Raw genomic sequence first — 15430 nt, 5'->3', positions numbered from 1 at the left:
TCTCATGATTGGAGGAGATATTATGAGACTATCCGCGTGTATTGCCGTTCTATTGGGCGGCCTTGCCGCTGCCAGCCCGAGTTGGGCGGCCACGGCAAACAATGAACTGGTGATTGCCACTTCGAACGACATCCGCAGCATCAACGGGACCGGGCGCGATGCGATTACCGATACCGTCCTGCACCACATTTATGAAACGTTGGTCGGGTTCCGCAGCGACCTGACGATCGGTCCGGCGCTGGCTGATTCCTGGGACGTTTCGGAGGATGGCAAGGTCTACACCTTCCACCTGCGGCCTGGTGCCAAGTTCCATAATGGCGATCCCATCACGGCCGCAGATGTGAAGTGGAGCTGGGAATTTCATATGAATCCCGACCGGGATGTGTCGTGTCGCGCCAATTTCGACGGGTCCCGCAGCATCAAGCTGGAATCCATCGAGGCCCCCGACGATCAGACCGTGGTGTTCACGATTGCCGAGCCAAGCGGTCTCATGTTGACGCGGCTGGCCGAAATTCAGTGCAATCTGTGGGTCGCCAGCCCCAAGAATGCCGATGCGGATGGCAACTGGATTGCCGGTTCCGCCATCGGTTCGGGCCCGTTCATGCTGGACAACTGGGCATCGGGCGAGAGCATTACGCTCAAGCGCTTCGAGGATTACGTGCCCAGCACCGAGCCGCGCAGCGGCTATGCCGGCGACCGAACTGCGCTTGTCGATACGCTCAAGTTCCAGATCATCCCGGACTATACCGTGCAAGAAGTTGCGCTACAGTCTGGCGACATCGACGTGATGAACAACGTCCAGGCGGCCCGGGCACGGGACCTGGAGGCGCAGGGGCTTAACCTGTCCTATTCGCCAGGTCTGGGCTGGACCACGTTCCTGCTGCAGACCAATGACCCGCTGCTGTCCAATGTCGACATCCGCCGCGCCATCGCCATGGCCATCGACTATGACCAAATCGCCGGCATCCGGACGGGCGATATGGCTGGGTCCAATCACTCCGCCGTGGCCGATTCCAGCGCGTATCACAACTCGGCCTTTACCGAGTGGCCGGCATTTGACCCAGTGGCTGCCCGCGCCCTGGCGACCGAAGCCGGGTACAAGGGGGAGAAGATCACCATCCAGACCAATAATCGCTACCAGAGCATGTATGAGAACGCCATTCTGCTCCAGGCGATGCTGATGGCCGCAGGCTTCAACGCCGAGATCGAGACCTTGGAATGGGGTACGCAACTCGACAAGTTCAACAGCGGAGATTTCCAGATTCAATCTTTCGCGTGGTCGGCGCGATTGGATCCGGCGCTGAACTATGGCTCGTTCATCGGGGACAAGGTGGAGGATCCATCCAACCAGTGGGACAGCGACGAAGCTTACAACCTCTATCAGCAGTCGCTGGTCGAGGCCGATCCTGCCAAGCGCCAGGAAATCTTCGAAACGCTGCATAAGATGATGGTGGAGGACATGCCGATCATCGGCCTCTATTATGCGCCGAACGTGGCGCTGACCCGGCCGAACGTGCAAGGCTATAGCGCCTGGCCCGCCGATAATTCGATCGGCTGGGGCGTGTCGAAGAACTAACGCCAAGATGGTCCCCGAGACAGTGTCGCGGGGGCCGTGTCTTTCTAGGCGACAACGCGGCGGCCGGCGGTGCGTTGCCTCTCTGGGGGCAAGCCCAGGTGCATTTGGGGAATCTGCCCGCCGCATGCGGTCCATGTCGGTGCACCTTGATCGTCTTAAGCAGGCAGAGTTGCGCATTAGCGCGGCCAGTGTGGAATATGCCGACGGCATCAGCCTGGTACTGGCGGCGCCCGTGCTCGGCGATGAGGTGCGGGTCGTGCATGCGGCAGGAGCGGAGCTGAGGTTGCCGGCGCCAGCCAGCCGCGTCGCCGCCCTGGGCAATGCGACGGCGCTGGTTGCGGTGATAGACGGCGCCATCGATCGGCTTGTGGGCACCGGCTCTCCTGACGCGTTCAACAATATGCTTGGTGTCGTTTTCCCCGGGACGCAACCTCATTGAGAAGCATGATTTGTTCCCCATGGCGGCGGGTGTTGGTCGGACGAGGCGCGAATGCCTCGCCCGACGGCAGAAGCTAGCCGGCGATCAGGCTGGTGAAGAACTTGCGGATGTCGGCGATGAGCAGGTCCGGCGCTTCGGAGGCGGCGAAGTGGCCGCCGTGGGGCATTTCCGTCCAGTGGACGATGTTGTTCGCGCGCGCGGCAAAGCTGCGGACGGATCGAAAGTCGTCGGGGAATACGGCCACGCCGGTGGGTGTCGGGTTGTTGACCTCCCGATACCCGGCTCCGGTCTGGGTATCCTCATAGTAGACATTCGCGGCGGACCCGCTCGTTGCGGTGAACCAGTAGATGGCGTTGGTGGTCAGATAGAGGTCGCGGTCGACGTGGTCTGCGCCGGCGCCTTCGAAGCCGAACCACAATTCGGCGTTCCAGGCCAGTTGGCCGACGGGCGAGTCGACGAGGCCGTAGGCCAGCGTTCCCGGCCTTTTCGACTGGATGGCCTGGTAGCCGCCGTATTTCTCGAAATTGGCCAGGTTCGCCATACCCTCCATCTCGAAGGGCGAGAGCTTGCTCATTTCGTCTGGCTCGCCGGCCGGAAATGCAAAGATCTGGAGCAGGTGGGTTCCCACGAGGCCCGATGGGGCCAGGATCCCCAGTTCGCGACCGACAAGAGCGCCGGCATCGCCACCATGGGCACCATAGCGCTCATAGCCGAGCCCTTTCATCAAGGTGTCCCAAGCCTTGGCCGTCCTGGCGCTGTCCCAGCCGGGCGACGACATCGGGCTCGAGAAGCCGAAGCCCGGCAACGATGGAATGACCAGGTCGAAGGCGATTGTGGCGTCGAGTCCGTGCGCAGCCGGATCGGTCAGCGGCCCGATAAGACCCAGGAACTCGGCGAAGCTGCCGGGCCAACCGTGGCTGAGGATCAGGGGAAAGGCATTGGGTACCGGCGATTTGACATGCACGAAGTGTATCGGCTGACCGTCAATCTCCGTCATGAACTGAGGGTGACGGTTGAGCTCGCGCTCGTGTGCGCGCCAGTCATAATCGTCCCGCCATTGCTCGGTCAGTTGCTTGACGAGCTTGATGGGTTGGCCTCGCGACCAATCGTCGGTGATGGTGTGCGGAAAGCGTGCTTTTGCGAGGCGGTCTTTCAGGTCGGCGACGGCGGCGTCGCTGATCGCGATCGTGAATGGCTTTATTGAGAGCATTTGGTTTTCCTCCTGGGCTTGGGCGATTGTGGGCGTGTTGGCGATGGCGGCGAGGAGTGACAGCGCACCCCGGTTGAACGTGCGGCGGGTTATGGTCATGTCACTCCCTTTGGGACGAGTTTGATGGCGCCCTCGCTATTGCTGGCGAAGGCCGGAGGCCGCTACGGAGCGGTCCTGTGTGGGGCTTTAGCGGCGGCCTAGATCGTCAACGTGCCGCGCATCACGACGATGCCAGCGCCCGAGATTTCGGGGTCGGGCGCGAGGCTGACGCGGATTATGCTCCTGCGGCCCATCTTCGTACCCTGCTCTATCTCGATGGCATTGGAGAGCAGGCCTTCGCTTGCCAGATAGGCGGCAAGCGGGCCGGCCGCCGTGCCGGTGGCGGCGTCTTCCCACAGACCAACAGTGGGGTTGAAAAACCTGGCATAGGCGCGAACCGGCGCGAAACCATCGATCGCGTAAGCGTAGCATCCCTCCGCGGACGCCGCGCTCAGGACCTTGAGAAGCCCCTTGGCCGAGGGGTCGGCCCGATCGACCGCCGCGGCATCCCGAAGGCGTACAAGCAGGTGCGCCACGCCGGTATCGGCAACACGTGGGGCCGGCTCGGGGATAACATCCTCAGGGGCCAGACCCAAGGCTGCCGTCAGCGATGCAATATCGGCCAGTGGCGGCCCCAGCCTGAGCGCGGATTGCTTCATGCGCCCAAAGATGCGCCCACCCTCCGAGCGAAGCTCGATCGGCAGAATCTCGCCGCCAATTTCCTGATGGTACAGACGAGGACCGTGGATCGGGCCGAGCTTTCCTTCCTCGGCGAGCCAAAGCCAAGCGCCGAGCGCATTGTGGCCGGCGCCGCCCACCTCGGCCCCGGCGGCGGTGAAGGATCGCAGCTTGAGATCGGCCCGATCGCTACGCATGACGAAGGTGGTTTCGGCCTGGTTGAACTCACCTGCGATCCGGCGCATCTGGGCGTCGGACAGGGCATCGGCGCCTTCAACCACTGCCAATGGATTGCCGCTCAGCGACGTGTCGGCGAACACGTCGATAAGTCCGGCAACCAAGTCTGAACTGCTCGATTGCGGCGCCACGGGATAGCTCCTATCGTTCTGACAGGAGCAGTCTGCCTCAGGGCGAGCGCGTCATAAAACGCGCATTCCTTGCCCCAATGACAAGGGAAACTAATCATTCGGCCCTCGCTTGAATCGCTTCGAGTCCTTGAGATGTGCGTCAGCGCGGGCAGTTTTGCCGGTGCGGCGGATCGACTGGCGCTCACCCCTGCCGCCGTCAGCCTGCGAATTCGCACCCTGGAGGCAGAACTTGGCCAATCTCTGTTCACGCGTGTCGGCCGCGGTGTGGTGCCCACGCCGGCTGCCGTGGCGCTGGCCGGCAAGATTCGAGACGCATTGGATGGCATCACCGGGGCGCTTGACGCGTTTCAAGTCGCGACCGTTCCGCTGCGGGTGACCGTGCCGCCGACCTTCGCATCGCGCTGGTTGGCGCCACGCCTGTCCGGCTATCGCGCGCCGGGCGGTGCCGCCATTGAGCTCGATATCTCGTCGGATGTGCGCGACGCGGCGGACTTCGATGTCGCCATAAGGACCGGGCGAGGTGGATGGGACGGCCTCGATGAATATGCCCTGACGCCAGTCGACGTCACGCCAATGCTGGCACCCAAGCTGCTTGGTTCCCGAGCGCTGGCTGAGCCCAGCGACCTGGTGGAATTCGAGCTTTTGCCTCACCCCGACTGGGGCAAGTGGTTCGCCCGGGCGGCGCAACCCATGCCGAGCGGCTTGCGGTTTGTCGGCGTCGACTACTCGATCTTCGAGCTGATCGCCAATGCAGCGGTTAGCGGTCTTGGGGTGGCTTTGCTATCGCCGACGCTTTTCCGGCCGCTGGTGGAGGCGGGCCTGCTGGTTGCGCCACTCGACACGGTCTTGAAGGGCCCCGATTGGTACTACGCCTTGATCCGCGAAGGCGATCGGCGGCCGGCGCCCCGCGACTTCTGCGACTGGCTCCGAGAGCAAGTCTCGTCGTCCGCAACAGCGTGAGGTCACGGCAGTCTCTCAATTCGACGCGGCCGAGGCTTCGCCACATTTCTGGCTGCTCGAACCAGACCATGTCCAAGGCGCCGGCCGGTGCAAGGGGTTTGTGCGCAGTCGCGGTGTTGAGCGGCGGGGTTCGGGGCTGGTCCGTGGTGACTGCGCCAGCTTTCCCGACACCGAAGCAATCTCGGCCTGTACGATGCCGTCGGCACCGCTCAACATAACAGTGCCGTCCGAGCTGTTGTTCAGAATGTCGGGCAATAGCGAGCGCAGCGCCGCTGCCGCCCTTTGAGGGTGGCGGGCGTGGACGGGCACGGCGACGCGGTGCAGCGCCCAGCGTGCATGCCCTGTCAGTGTCGCCACGATCATCACCGCGGTCAGCCGCCCCCCGGCATCGCGCTGCACCTGCAATTGCATGGCGAAGCGCAGCGTGCCGGTGGCGCTCGGCATGACGCCGCGGCGTGCGGTCTGGAACAACACCGTGCCGTCGGCATCCCCAAGCGGCTCTGCGTCATCCTGCGGGCCAAGTGGGCTCCACAGCACCGGTACCTCCGGCGCCGTCGCGAATACGTCCATGGCAAAACCCATCCCGATCATTCCGATCTCTCCTTGTTAGTCGTTTCACCGATTACACAGTCCGGCGTCGCCGCCGCGCAGTGTGCAAAGCCTTCCGGGAGGTCGCGGCGGATGAGCACCGTCCCAACCGCCAGCTCGAACCGCTCGATCCCGCCCGCGCTCCGCACCGCGAAGGCGCAAATGCCGGTATTGCTCGCCCGGCAATCGAACTCCGTCCTTCGCTCGTTGCGCTCGATATGGGCCGACAAGGTCACCTCGCCGTCTTCGACCGCCTCATACCGCGCGCCCGACTTACCATCCGAGCAGGCAGCCAAAATCCCTGCGACGAGCAACACGGTGCCGCCGCGCCAAGCGATGTGCTTGCGCATTTGAGTAATCCTCTGTTGGTTCTAGTCGCCTACATGGCGCGGAAGAGCGTCATGTAGGGTTGGCTCACCGTCAGCCGTTCTGGCCGCGTCTTGAGCTTGAGCGTTCCCTTGCCGGTCTCGTCACGGCTGACCGAGGCAATGGCTTTCAGGTTCACGATCGTGGATCGATGCACCTGCTTGAAGAATTGTGGGTCGAGCTCGGCGATCAGCTCGCGCAGTGGCTTGCGCAGCAGCATCTCGCCCTCCTCGGTCATGGCAACGGTGTACTTATTGTCGGCCCGGAAATAGGCGACGTCCTCCACCATGAGCAGGCGCGTCTCAACGCCCTTGCTGGCCGCGATCCAGGTCAGCGGCGGCTTGCGGACGCCGGGAAGGGTGCCGAGAAGCTGCGCCAGCTTTACAAGCGCCTCCGGATCGGCCCCCGCGCCCAGCCGGGTTTTCAATCGGGTGATCGTCGCCGTCAGCCGCTCACGACTGATGGGCTTGAGCAGATAATCGACAGCGCCTTTTTCGAAGGCGTCCACCGCGTATTGGTCATAGGCGGTGACGAATACCACCTGGGTCGCCGGGGAGAGGTCGGCGCTTGCCGCCGCCACTTCCATGCCGGTCAGGCCAGGCATGCGGATATCAAGAAAGGCCACATCGGGTTTGTTGAGCGCGATGGCTTCGAGGGCCGCGCCGCCATCCTCGGCCAGGGCGAGAATTGTCAGATCCGGCCAGCACTCGGCCAGAAGGTCGGCAAGGGCGCGGCGCAGGATGTCTTCGTCTTCGGCGATTACGCAGGTGGTCATCTCAGGTCTCCACCGTCGGTACTACAAGCGTGGCGCTTACGCCGGTGGGGAAATTGTTGGCGATCGAGAGCCGCGCGGCGTCGCCGTAGATCAGCCGCAGCCGCTCGCGGACATTCTTGAGCCCGATGCCGGTGCCCGAGCCTTCGGTCGAGAGGCCCCGTCCGTCGTCGGCTACCGTTACTTCCATGGCACCACCGCCGATGCGTGCCCGGATCCAGATCGTGCCGCCGCCGGTCTTGGGCTCCAGCCCGTGCTTGATGGCATTCTCGGCCAGCGTCTGCAGCATCATGGCCGGCATCGGCACGGTCTCTGCCTCGGGCGGCACATCGATGGACACGGCTAGCCGGCTGCCCATACGCACCTTGAGAATATCCAGATAAGCCTTGGTGCGGGTCATCTCGGCGCCGAGGTTCGACATCTGCTCGTCGGCCTTCGGCAGCGAATGGCGCAGATAGCTGATCAGGTTGCCCAGCATCTCGTCTGCGCGGGCCGGATCGGTGCGTACCAGCACCTGGGCGCTGGCGAGCGTGTTGTAGAGAAAGTGCGGCTCAACCTGGGCCGACAGCAGACCAAGTCGTGCCTCGGATAATTCCTTTTCCGTCTCGGTCTGGCGGTGGCTCTCCTGCTCGCGGCGGCGCTTACTGGTCGACCGTCGCGACAGCGAGCGGCGAAGGGATTCGACGGTTTCGTAGTTGCTGGCGTTGTCCACGAGGAACCAGTCATTCCACACCCCGCCGGCGGGCTCGCTGACGATTGTCACCAGCGCGGTTTCGTCGCCCGGCGTCACGGTGGCGCGCAGCAGGTTGCGCTTCGCCCCGAACCAGGACAGCGGGCTGAACAGGCCGAACAGGGCGCGCTTTACTGGCCGCACGCGCAACACCGTAGCCTGCACCGAATAGCTGCCCGGTTCGGCGTCGATATCATCGACACGGGGAAGCTCACGAACCGCGGCTTCGACCATGTCGAAAGCTTCCATAGGCTCATAAGGCAGTTCGAGCTGCAGCCGCTGGCGGTTGGTCAGTACGCGATTGCTGAGTTTGCCGGCCACCAGGTGGGCCCGGTTCAGGTGCGAGATCGCTCCCACGAGCACCAGACCCGCAACGGCCAGCGCCACGAAGACCACGCCGCCCACTTCGCCGTAGGACACATTGTGCCCCGCTATGAGCGCCACCGGCAGGATGACGGCCGTCCAGGCCAGCGCGATCCTTACGATGAAAACGATACCTGCAAACATGAAATCAGCCCGTGCTTCGGAACGCGGCCACCATAGCTGAGCCGTCCGGCGCTGTATCACCCAAGCCGACGAAACACTGATGGCGCCGACGAAATGGGGGTTGGGTGGCGGGAAACCCTTGAGCGCCGTAGTGAGTGGCGTCTCCTGCGGCGCGAAGCGGCAGAAGAGCGCTGCTTCTAGGCGGCTGGCTCGACCATGTTGGGCAGAGGTTTGCCAACGGCCGCGGCCAGCGCGCCACTCCTTATGAGGCTGGTTGCCGCGGCCATGTCGGGCGCCATATAGCGATCGCCCTCGAGGTGAGGCACCGTCTGGCGCAGCAGGGCGCGGGCGGCTTCGAGCGAGGTGCTGGAGGCCAGGGGAGCGTGAAAGTCGCAGCCTTGAGCGGCGGCGAGCAGTTCGATGCCGATGACGTTGGCGGTGTTGGCGGCCATAGGGCTGAGCCGGCGGGCGCCATGGGCAGCCATCGAGACGTGATCCTCCTGATTGGCGGAGGTGGGGATGGAATCGACGCTGGCGGGGAAGGCTTGCTGCTTATTTTCAGAGACCAGGGCGGCGGCGGTGACTTGGGCGATCATGAAGCCGGAATTGAGGCCGGGAACCGGGGTCAGGAAGGCGGGGAGCCCCGAAAGGGCGGGGTCGACCAGCATGGCGATGCGGCGCTCGGCGATCGAGCCGATCTCGCAGAGGGCCATGGCGATCATGTCGGCGGCGAAGGCGACTGGCTCGGCGTGGAAATTGCCACCCGAGATCACCTCGCCGGTATCGGTGAAGACGAGCGGGTTATCCGAAACCGCATTGGCTTCGATGGCGAGAGTGGCTGCGGCCTGCCGCATGAGGTCGAGGCAGGCACCCATCACCTGGGGCTGGCAGCGCAGGCAATAGGGGTCCTGAACGCGGGTATCACCGAAGCGGTGCGAGGCGCGGATGGGGCTGCCGTTCATCAGGTCACGCAGGGTGGCCGCGACTTCCGACTGGCCGCGGTGGCGGCGCACGGCGTGAATGCGCGGATCGAAGGGACCATCGGAGCCGCGCGCGGCGTCGGTCGAGAGGGCTCCCGTCACGAGGGCAGCCCGGAACACGTGCTCGCCTTCGAAGAGACCGGCCAGAGCCAGGGCGGTCGAGACCTGGGTGCCGTTGAGCAACGCCAGGCCTTCCTTGGGTCCCAGTTCGAGCAGGGGCAGGCCCGCATCGGCCAGCGCGGTCGCGGCGGGAACTTGCTTGCCGGCGACGAGGAAGGCGCCGACACCCATCAGGGCGGCGGTCATATGAGCCAGAGGGGCCAGATCGCCGGATGCGCCGACCGAGCCCTGACCGGGAATGACCGGGATCAGGCCGCGATCAAGGCAGGCCGAGAGCGTGGCGATAGTCTGCCAGCGCACGCCGGAAAATCCCTGGGCCAAGCTGGCGATCTTGAGCGCCATGATCAGGCGGACGACGGAGACCGCGAGGGGGTCACCGACGCCGGCGGCGTGTGAGAGCACGATGTTGCGCTGGAGTGTGACCAGGTCTGCGTTCTCGATGCGGACGCTCGCTAGTTTGCCGAAGCCAGTGTTGATCCCATAGACCGGCTCGCCTTTGGCGATAATCGCGTCGACAGTTTGCTCTGCCGCTCGTACGCCGGGTTCGGCTGCCGTGGCGAGGCTGCAGGCAGCGCCAAAGTAGATGTCGCGCCAGATCGAGAGCGGGACGTTGCCGGGTTTGAGCTCGTGGACTGTCGTCATCGGTTCCTCCAGACGCGCCTGTGCAGTGGATTGAATCCGAGCCGATAGACGAGCTCGGCTGGGCGTTCGATGTCCCAGATCGCCAGGTCGCAATATTTGCCGGCCTCAATCGTGCCGGTCTCGTTGAGCTTGCCCAGTGCACGCGCCGCCTCGCGGGTCGTGCCAGCCAGGACTTCGTCGATCCGCAGGCCGAACAGGGTCGCGGCCATGTTCATGGCCAGCAGCAGTGAGGTCATCGGCGAAGTGCCCGGATTGGCGTCGGTGGCGACGGCCATGGGTACGTTGTAACGGCGGAAAAAATCGATCGGCGGCAATTGCGTCTCGCCCAGGGTGTAGAAGGCGCCCGGAAGGAGGACGGCAACGCTTCCGGCCCGCGCCATGGCCGCCACGCCATCCTCGTCGGTGTATTCGAGGTGATCGACCGACAGGGCGCCAAACTCGGCGGCCAGCTGGGCACCATGCAGGTTTGACAACTGGTCGGCATGGAGCTTGATCGGAAGGCCCAAAGCCCTGGCCTTGTCGAAGACACGCGCGGTTTCGGGGCCGGAGAAGGCGATGCCTTCCATGAAGGCGTCGACGGCGTCGGCGAGGCCTTCGGCTGCCATTGCCGGGAGGATGGTATCGACCACCAGATCAAGATAGCCGGCCCGGTCATGCTTGAACTCGGGCGGTACGGCATGGGCGGAGAGGCAGGTAGTGACTACCGATATGGCGCGATGCTTATCTAGCGCCCGGGCCGCCCGCAGCATGGTCAGTTCGCTCGCCAGGTCGAGCCCGTAGCCCGATTTGATCTCGATGGTCGTGACGCCTTCGGCCACCAGCCGGTCGAGCCGGGGCAAAGCGGTGGCGACGAGGTCGTCGAGGCTGGATTGGCGGGTTGCCTGCACCGAGGCGATGATGCCGCCGCCGGCGCGAGCGATTTCCTCGTAGGTTGCGCCGGCCAGCCGCATCTCAAATTCGCGCGCGCGGTCGCCGCCATGCACCAAATGGGTGTGGCAATCGATGAGGCCTGGTGTGATCCAACGTCCGTCCAGGTCCATGCATTCGGCACCGTTGGCGATGGTTGGCAGATCGTTGTGGTGCCCCACCCAGACGATGCGGTCACCTTCCGCCAGGATCGCGCCGCCCTCGATGATGCCGATACCGGGGAGGTCGGGCGCCATGGTTGCTATGCGGGCGTTAGTCCAGAGCCGTTTCATGACGGGTTCCTCAGGCGATCGGCGTGGCGTGCAGCAGGGGCCGCAGTGTCTCGACGTCGCCGGCTAGCGGCCGGTCGTCGGCGTAGCTGGGGACGATGGCGCGGATGGCGCGCCAGACTGCGGCGGTGGCGGGGGCCTTGGCCAACCCATCGGTGCGAAGGTCGGCGGCCTGGGCGGCGGCCAGCAACTCGATGGCCAGTATCGCCTCTGCATTGTCCAGCAGGGCGAGCAGCTTCAGCGCCGCCGGGGTGGGATGGCAGATCAGGTCTTCCTGCAGGCCCGAGGTCACGCCGGCATCGAGGCTGGCCGGCGCGGCCAAGCGGCGGTTTTCGCCGACCAGCGACAGCGCCGTGTATTGCAGGATCATGAAGCCGGAATTGGCGCCGCTATCTGCGGCCAGGAATGGTGGCAGCCCGCTGACCAGCGGGTTGACCAGCCGATCGGTGCGGCGCTCCGACATCGAGGCGACTAGACCCATGGCCGGGGCGAGAGCGTCCATGGCCAGCGCAATGCCGGCGCCGACGGCATGGGCTTCGGAAAATACCTCCGGCGCCGCCTCTGTACCGCTGACCACCGGGTTGTCGGTGACTGACCGCAATTCGGTATCGACCACGGTGCCGACGTACGCGAGGAGGTCGCGTGCCGCGCCATGGACCTGCGGTACCGATCGTAGGCTGAGCGCATCCTGCGTTCGGGCACCGGCGCTCTGCGCAAGGATTTCGCTATTGGCCAGGAGGGCGGAGAGGCGCCGCCCGGTCTCGCGCAATCCGGGTGAGGCGTGCAGGGCCAGCGATTTCGGGTCGAAGGCTGCAATCTGTCCGTTGAGGCTTTCAAAGCTCATGGCCGCGGCAATATCGGTCCACGACAGCAGCCTGTAGGCGCGGGACAGGGCGATGGCGGCGAGGCCGGTGGCGCAAGGCGTGCCATTGAGGATGCTCAGGCCTTCCTTGGCCTCCAACACGAGCGGTTCGCGGCCGACACGCTTGAGGGCTTCCGCGCCGGTGAGCCGTTCACCATCGGCCAGCACGTGGCCTTCGCCGAGCAGTAGCAGGGCAATGTGAGCCATATGCGCGAGGTAGCCAACTGAGCCCTGCGACGGCACTTCCGGCGCGAAGCCAGCATTGAGCAGATCGAGCATGGTCTCGACCACGTCAAGGCGGACGCCGGAATATCCGTGGGCGTGGTTGTTGACTGCAGCGGCCATGATAGCGCGGGCTTCGAGCGCCGACAGCTTTGCGCCAACGCCTACGGCATGGCTCATGATTAAGTTGCGCGACAGTTGCCGCTGCCGCGACACGTCGACCACGGTGTCGCTCAGGGCACCGACGCCTGTATTAACCCCGTAGGCGCGAATGCCCTTGGCGACGATGGCTTCGACCAAGGCCCGGGCGTGGCTGATTCGGTCCTTTGTCGCCGGCGACAGGATGAGCCGCGCACCGGCGGCGACGGCGGCCAGATCGCGCCAGGAGAGGGGAGCGTCGCGGACAATATCGGTCATGGTCAATCGTGGGCGAGAGCGTGGTGGGCGTGGCGCTGGACGAAACGGGCAACGTAGTCGTTGGCCGGCCTGGCGAGGATCGAGTCGGGCGTGTCGACCTGCACCACCTTACCATCGCGCAGGATGGCGATCTGCGAACCGATGCGCAGCGCTTCGTCCAGATCGTGCGTGATGAAGACGATAGTCTTGGCCAGCGATCGCTGCAGCTCCAGCAGCTGGTCCTGCATTTCGGCGCGGATCAGCGGGTCGAGCGCGCTGAAAGCTTCGTCCATCAGGATGACGTCGGTATCGGCGGCCAGTGCGCGGGCGAGGCCGACGCGCTGCTTCATGCCGCCGGAGAGTTCGAAGGGATACTTGCTTTCGTAGCCCTTGAGCCCGACGGTTTCGATCCATTTCATGGCGGTGTCGCGGGCGACACTGCGCGGTTCGCCGCGCACGGTCAGCCCATAGGCGGCGTTCTGCAGCACCGTGTAATGCGGCATCAGCCCGAAGCTTTGGAACACCATGGAGACGCGGCGGGTGCGGAAGGCGCGCAGATCCCGCTTATTGAGCGTCAGGATGTTCTGGCCGTCGAAGAGGATTTCCCCACTGGACGGTTCGACCAGCCGGTTGAGATGGCGTACCAGGGTCGATTTGCCGGAGCCGGAGAGACCCATGATGACGAAGATGCGGCCGGAAGCAATGGTGAGGCTGACATCGGCTAGGCCCATATTGCTGCCGGTCTTGGCGAGAATGGCGGTCTTGTCGAGACCCTCCCTGGCCAGCGCGATGGCGGCGGCGTTGTTCTGGCCGAAAATCTTGTAGACGTTGCGGATTTCGATCTCAGCCATTGCGGGCCTCCTCGAGGCGCGAGCGGCCGAAGCCCTGCATAATGCGGTCGATGACGATGGCCAGGATGACGATGCCGATACCGGCCTCAAGGCCACGGCCGACATCGAGCGTCTGGATGCCGTTTAGCACCTGCTCGCCCAGACCGCGCGCGCCGATCATCGAGGCGACCACGACCATGGAAAGCGCCATCATCACGGTCTGGTTTAGGCCGGCCATGATGGTGGGCGTGGCCAGCGGCAGTTCCACACCGAACAGCAGGCGAGCGGGGGCAGTGCCGAAGGCCGTGGCCGCCTCCACGACTTCGGAATCGACCTGGCGGATGCCCAGATCGGTGAGGCGGATCAGCGGCGGCACGGCATAGACGACCGTGGCGAGGATGGCCGGGACCTTGCCCAGGCCAAACAGCATCAGCACGGGAATGAGATAGACAAAGCTCGGCATGGTCTGCATCACGTCGAGCACCGGCAGGGTGATGGCGCGGGCGACGCGGTTCTTGGCGCAGAGAATGCCGACGGGCAGTCCGATGATGACCGAAACCAGCGTCGCCACCAGCATCAGGGCCAGCGTCTGCATGGTCAGATCCCAAAGGCCGAGCACGCCCACCGCGACCATCAGCACGCCGACCGCGATGCTGAAGGCGATCTTGCGGGAACTGGCCCAGGCTAGCGCCATGAAGATGATGATGATGGCCCACCAAGGCAGACCGCGCAGGACACTTTCGACAACGAGCACGACCTGCAGGATGGCGTTGGAGATGGCCTTGAACGCCGCGCCGTAATTGACGACGAGGCTTTCCACCCAGTCATTGATTTGCGACCTGATGGAGAACTGGAGAGTTTCTGGAAACATGACCGGCGTCCTCGTCCGCTGCGTTAAGGAGATGGCACCACCGGCCCGGGGGCCGATGGCGCGGCTTTATCAGAGACCGGCGACGATCTTGGCGCGGGCTTCGTCGCTCACCCAAGGGCCCCATATATCCTGCTTGGTCTTGAGGAATTCGAGCGCGGCGGCTTCGCCATCCACTTCGTTGTCGCTCATATAGGCGAGGCTCCCATTGACTTCGGCAAGTGGGAAGTTGGCCTTTTCGAGCACGTCGATCAGCTCGGGCGCCTCGGCCGCGAAGGTGGCATTGACGCCGTAGGACACATCGACGGAGGGGAACGCACATCCCTGCTCGCGGGTGCCATCGGCGCTGGTCAGCTGGGTCCAGCATTCATCCGAATAGGCTGGCTCTTCGAGCTGTACCAGATCGAACTTGCCCATGGCCGCGGTCGGGGACCAATAATAAAACAGGATCGGCTCGCCCTGGAGGTAGGCCGACGAGATCGCCGCATCGAGGGCGGCGCCGGTGCCCGGGCGGAAGTTCACGTAGGACTCAGTGAGGTCGTAGGCGTCGAGTTTGGCGGTCGAGACGCCTTCGCAGGTCCAGCCCGAGGGGCAGTTGAGGAAGCGGCCCTTGCTGGGCTCTTCGGGGTCCTTGAACAGGGCTACGAGAGCGGGGTTGGCGAGCTGGTCAACGCTCTTGAGGTCGGGCGCCATCGGCGCTATGCCGCGTTCGGCGTCGCCTGAGATCACGTAAGCCGGGACGAACCAGCCCTCGGCGGCGCCTTCGAAGGTTTTGCCGATGGCCAGCACCTTGCCGGCGGCGGTGGCTTCGTTCCAGACGTCTGAGCGGCCCAGCCATTCTTCGGCGAAAATCTGGACTTCGTTATTGGCGGTGGCCTGTTCCAGCGTCACCGAATTGCCGGGGATGGCGTCGACCTGACAGTCATAGCCCTTGGCGAAAATAGTCTTCATCACCTCGGTGATGAAGTCGCCGCTCTGCCAATCGATGCCGGCGAACATGACGGTCTTGCCGTCGCTGCAATAGGACGCCTGGGCCGGCGCCGCGGCCAATAGAAACGTGGCGGTCCCCAGAGCGAGGGAGGTAGCGAGCAGTCTCATGTTT

General features: G+C 64.4%; 15 protein-coding genes. 3 read left to right on the top strand and 12 right to left on the bottom strand.

Annotated features, from left to right (window positions below; all coding sequences use genetic code 11):
• Positions 1 to 22 precede the first annotated feature (22 nt).
• Complete coding sequence (locus tag MF606_RS17190; RefSeq protein WP_240230558.1) at positions 23 to 1576, top strand: ABC transporter substrate-binding protein; 1554 nt, start codon at positions 23 to 25, stop codon at positions 1574 to 1576.
• Positions 1577 to 1709: 133 nt separating this feature from the next.
• Positions 1710 to 2015: a hypothetical protein gene (locus MF606_RS17185; protein WP_240230557.1), complete on the top strand. Its 306-nt coding sequence runs from the start codon at positions 1710 to 1712 to the stop codon at positions 2013 to 2015.
• A gap of 73 nt (positions 2016 to 2088) precedes the next feature.
• On the opposite strand, the gene MF606_RS17180 is transcribed toward MF606_RS17185, so the two are convergent.
• Together MF606_RS17180 and MF606_RS17175 are read right to left on the bottom strand one after the other, a co-directional pair.
• Positions 2089 to 3324 (bottom strand): epoxide hydrolase family protein, encoded by a 1236-nt coding sequence (locus MF606_RS17180; protein WP_240230556.1) that lies wholly within the window; start codon positions 3322 to 3324, stop codon positions 2089 to 2091.
• Between the two features lie 98 nt (positions 3325 to 3422).
• Positions 3423 to 4310 carry a PhzF family phenazine biosynthesis protein gene (locus tag MF606_RS17175; protein WP_240230555.1) on the bottom strand — a complete coding sequence of 296 codons (888 nt, stop codon included), beginning with the start codon at positions 4308 to 4310 and terminating at the stop codon, positions 3423 to 3425.
• A 96-nt stretch (positions 4311 to 4406) separates the two neighbouring features.
• Here MF606_RS17175 and MF606_RS17170 point away from each other — a divergent pair, with 96 nt between their 5' ends.
• On the top strand, positions 4407 to 5270 hold the full coding sequence (locus MF606_RS17170) for a LysR substrate-binding domain-containing protein (protein ID WP_240233882.1): 864 nt from the start codon (positions 4407 to 4409) through the stop codon (positions 5268 to 5270).
• A 15-nt stretch (positions 5271 to 5285) separates the two neighbouring features.
• On the opposite strand, the gene MF606_RS17165 is transcribed toward MF606_RS17170, so the two are convergent.
• The 10 genes from MF606_RS17165 to MF606_RS17120 all read right to left on the bottom strand — a co-directional run bounded on the left by MF606_RS17165 (position 5286) and on the right by MF606_RS17120 (position 15426).
• Positions 5286 to 5861: a hypothetical protein gene (locus tag MF606_RS17165; protein ID WP_240230554.1), complete on the bottom strand. Its 576-nt coding sequence runs from the start codon at positions 5859 to 5861 to the stop codon at positions 5286 to 5288.
• Positions 5858 to 6208, bottom strand: a complete 351-nt coding sequence (locus MF606_RS17160) for a hypothetical protein (protein ID WP_240230553.1) — start codon at positions 6206 to 6208, stop codon at positions 5858 to 5860. Before MF606_RS17160 ends, MF606_RS17165 begins: the two co-directional genes overlap by 4 nt.
• Before the next feature lie 29 nt (positions 6209 to 6237).
• Positions 6238 to 6999: a LytR/AlgR family response regulator transcription factor gene (locus MF606_RS17155; RefSeq protein ID WP_240230552.1), complete on the bottom strand. Its 762-nt coding sequence runs from the start codon at positions 6997 to 6999 to the stop codon at positions 6238 to 6240.
• Between the two features lies 1 nt (position 7000).
• Complete coding sequence (locus MF606_RS17150) at positions 7001 to 8233, bottom strand: histidine kinase (RefSeq protein ID WP_240230551.1); 1233 nt, start codon at positions 8231 to 8233, stop codon at positions 7001 to 7003.
• A gap of 176 nt (positions 8234 to 8409) precedes the next feature.
• Entirely contained in the window at positions 8410 to 9954 is a 1545-nt protein-coding gene (gene hutH / locus MF606_RS17145) for a histidine ammonia-lyase (protein ID WP_240230550.1), read from the bottom strand.
• On the bottom strand, positions 9951 to 11153 hold the full coding sequence (gene hutI / locus MF606_RS17140; protein ID WP_240230549.1) for an imidazolonepropionase: 1203 nt from the start codon (positions 11151 to 11153) through the stop codon (positions 9951 to 9953). The genes hutH and hutI overlap by 4 nt, the downstream gene beginning before the upstream one ends.
• A 10-nt stretch (positions 11154 to 11163) precedes the next feature.
• Complete coding sequence (locus MF606_RS17135; RefSeq protein WP_240230548.1) at positions 11164 to 12651, bottom strand: HAL/PAL/TAL family ammonia-lyase; 1488 nt, start codon at positions 12649 to 12651, stop codon at positions 11164 to 11166.
• A gap of 2 nt (positions 12652 to 12653) precedes the next feature.
• On the bottom strand, positions 12654 to 13481 hold the full coding sequence (locus MF606_RS17130; RefSeq protein ID WP_240230547.1) for a quaternary amine ABC transporter ATP-binding protein: 828 nt from the start codon (positions 13479 to 13481) through the stop codon (positions 12654 to 12656).
• Positions 13474 to 14331, bottom strand: coding sequence for an ABC transporter permease (locus tag MF606_RS17125; RefSeq protein WP_240230546.1), 858 nt, complete (start codon positions 14329 to 14331; stop codon positions 13474 to 13476). Before MF606_RS17125 ends, MF606_RS17130 begins: the two co-directional genes overlap by 8 nt.
• Positions 14332 to 14400: 69 nt before the next feature.
• Entirely contained in the window at positions 14401 to 15426 is a 1026-nt protein-coding gene (locus MF606_RS17120; RefSeq protein ID WP_240230545.1) for an ABC transporter substrate-binding protein, read from the bottom strand.
• Positions 15427 to 15430: the final 4 nt, after the last annotated feature.

Source organism: Devosia lacusdianchii, from assembly GCF_022429625.1.
Classification (GTDB): domain Bacteria; phylum Pseudomonadota; class Alphaproteobacteria; order Rhizobiales; family Devosiaceae; genus Devosia; species Devosia lacusdianchii.
Note: the sequence above shows the minus strand (reverse complement) of the source record. Positions and strands in the feature narration are given on the sequence as shown.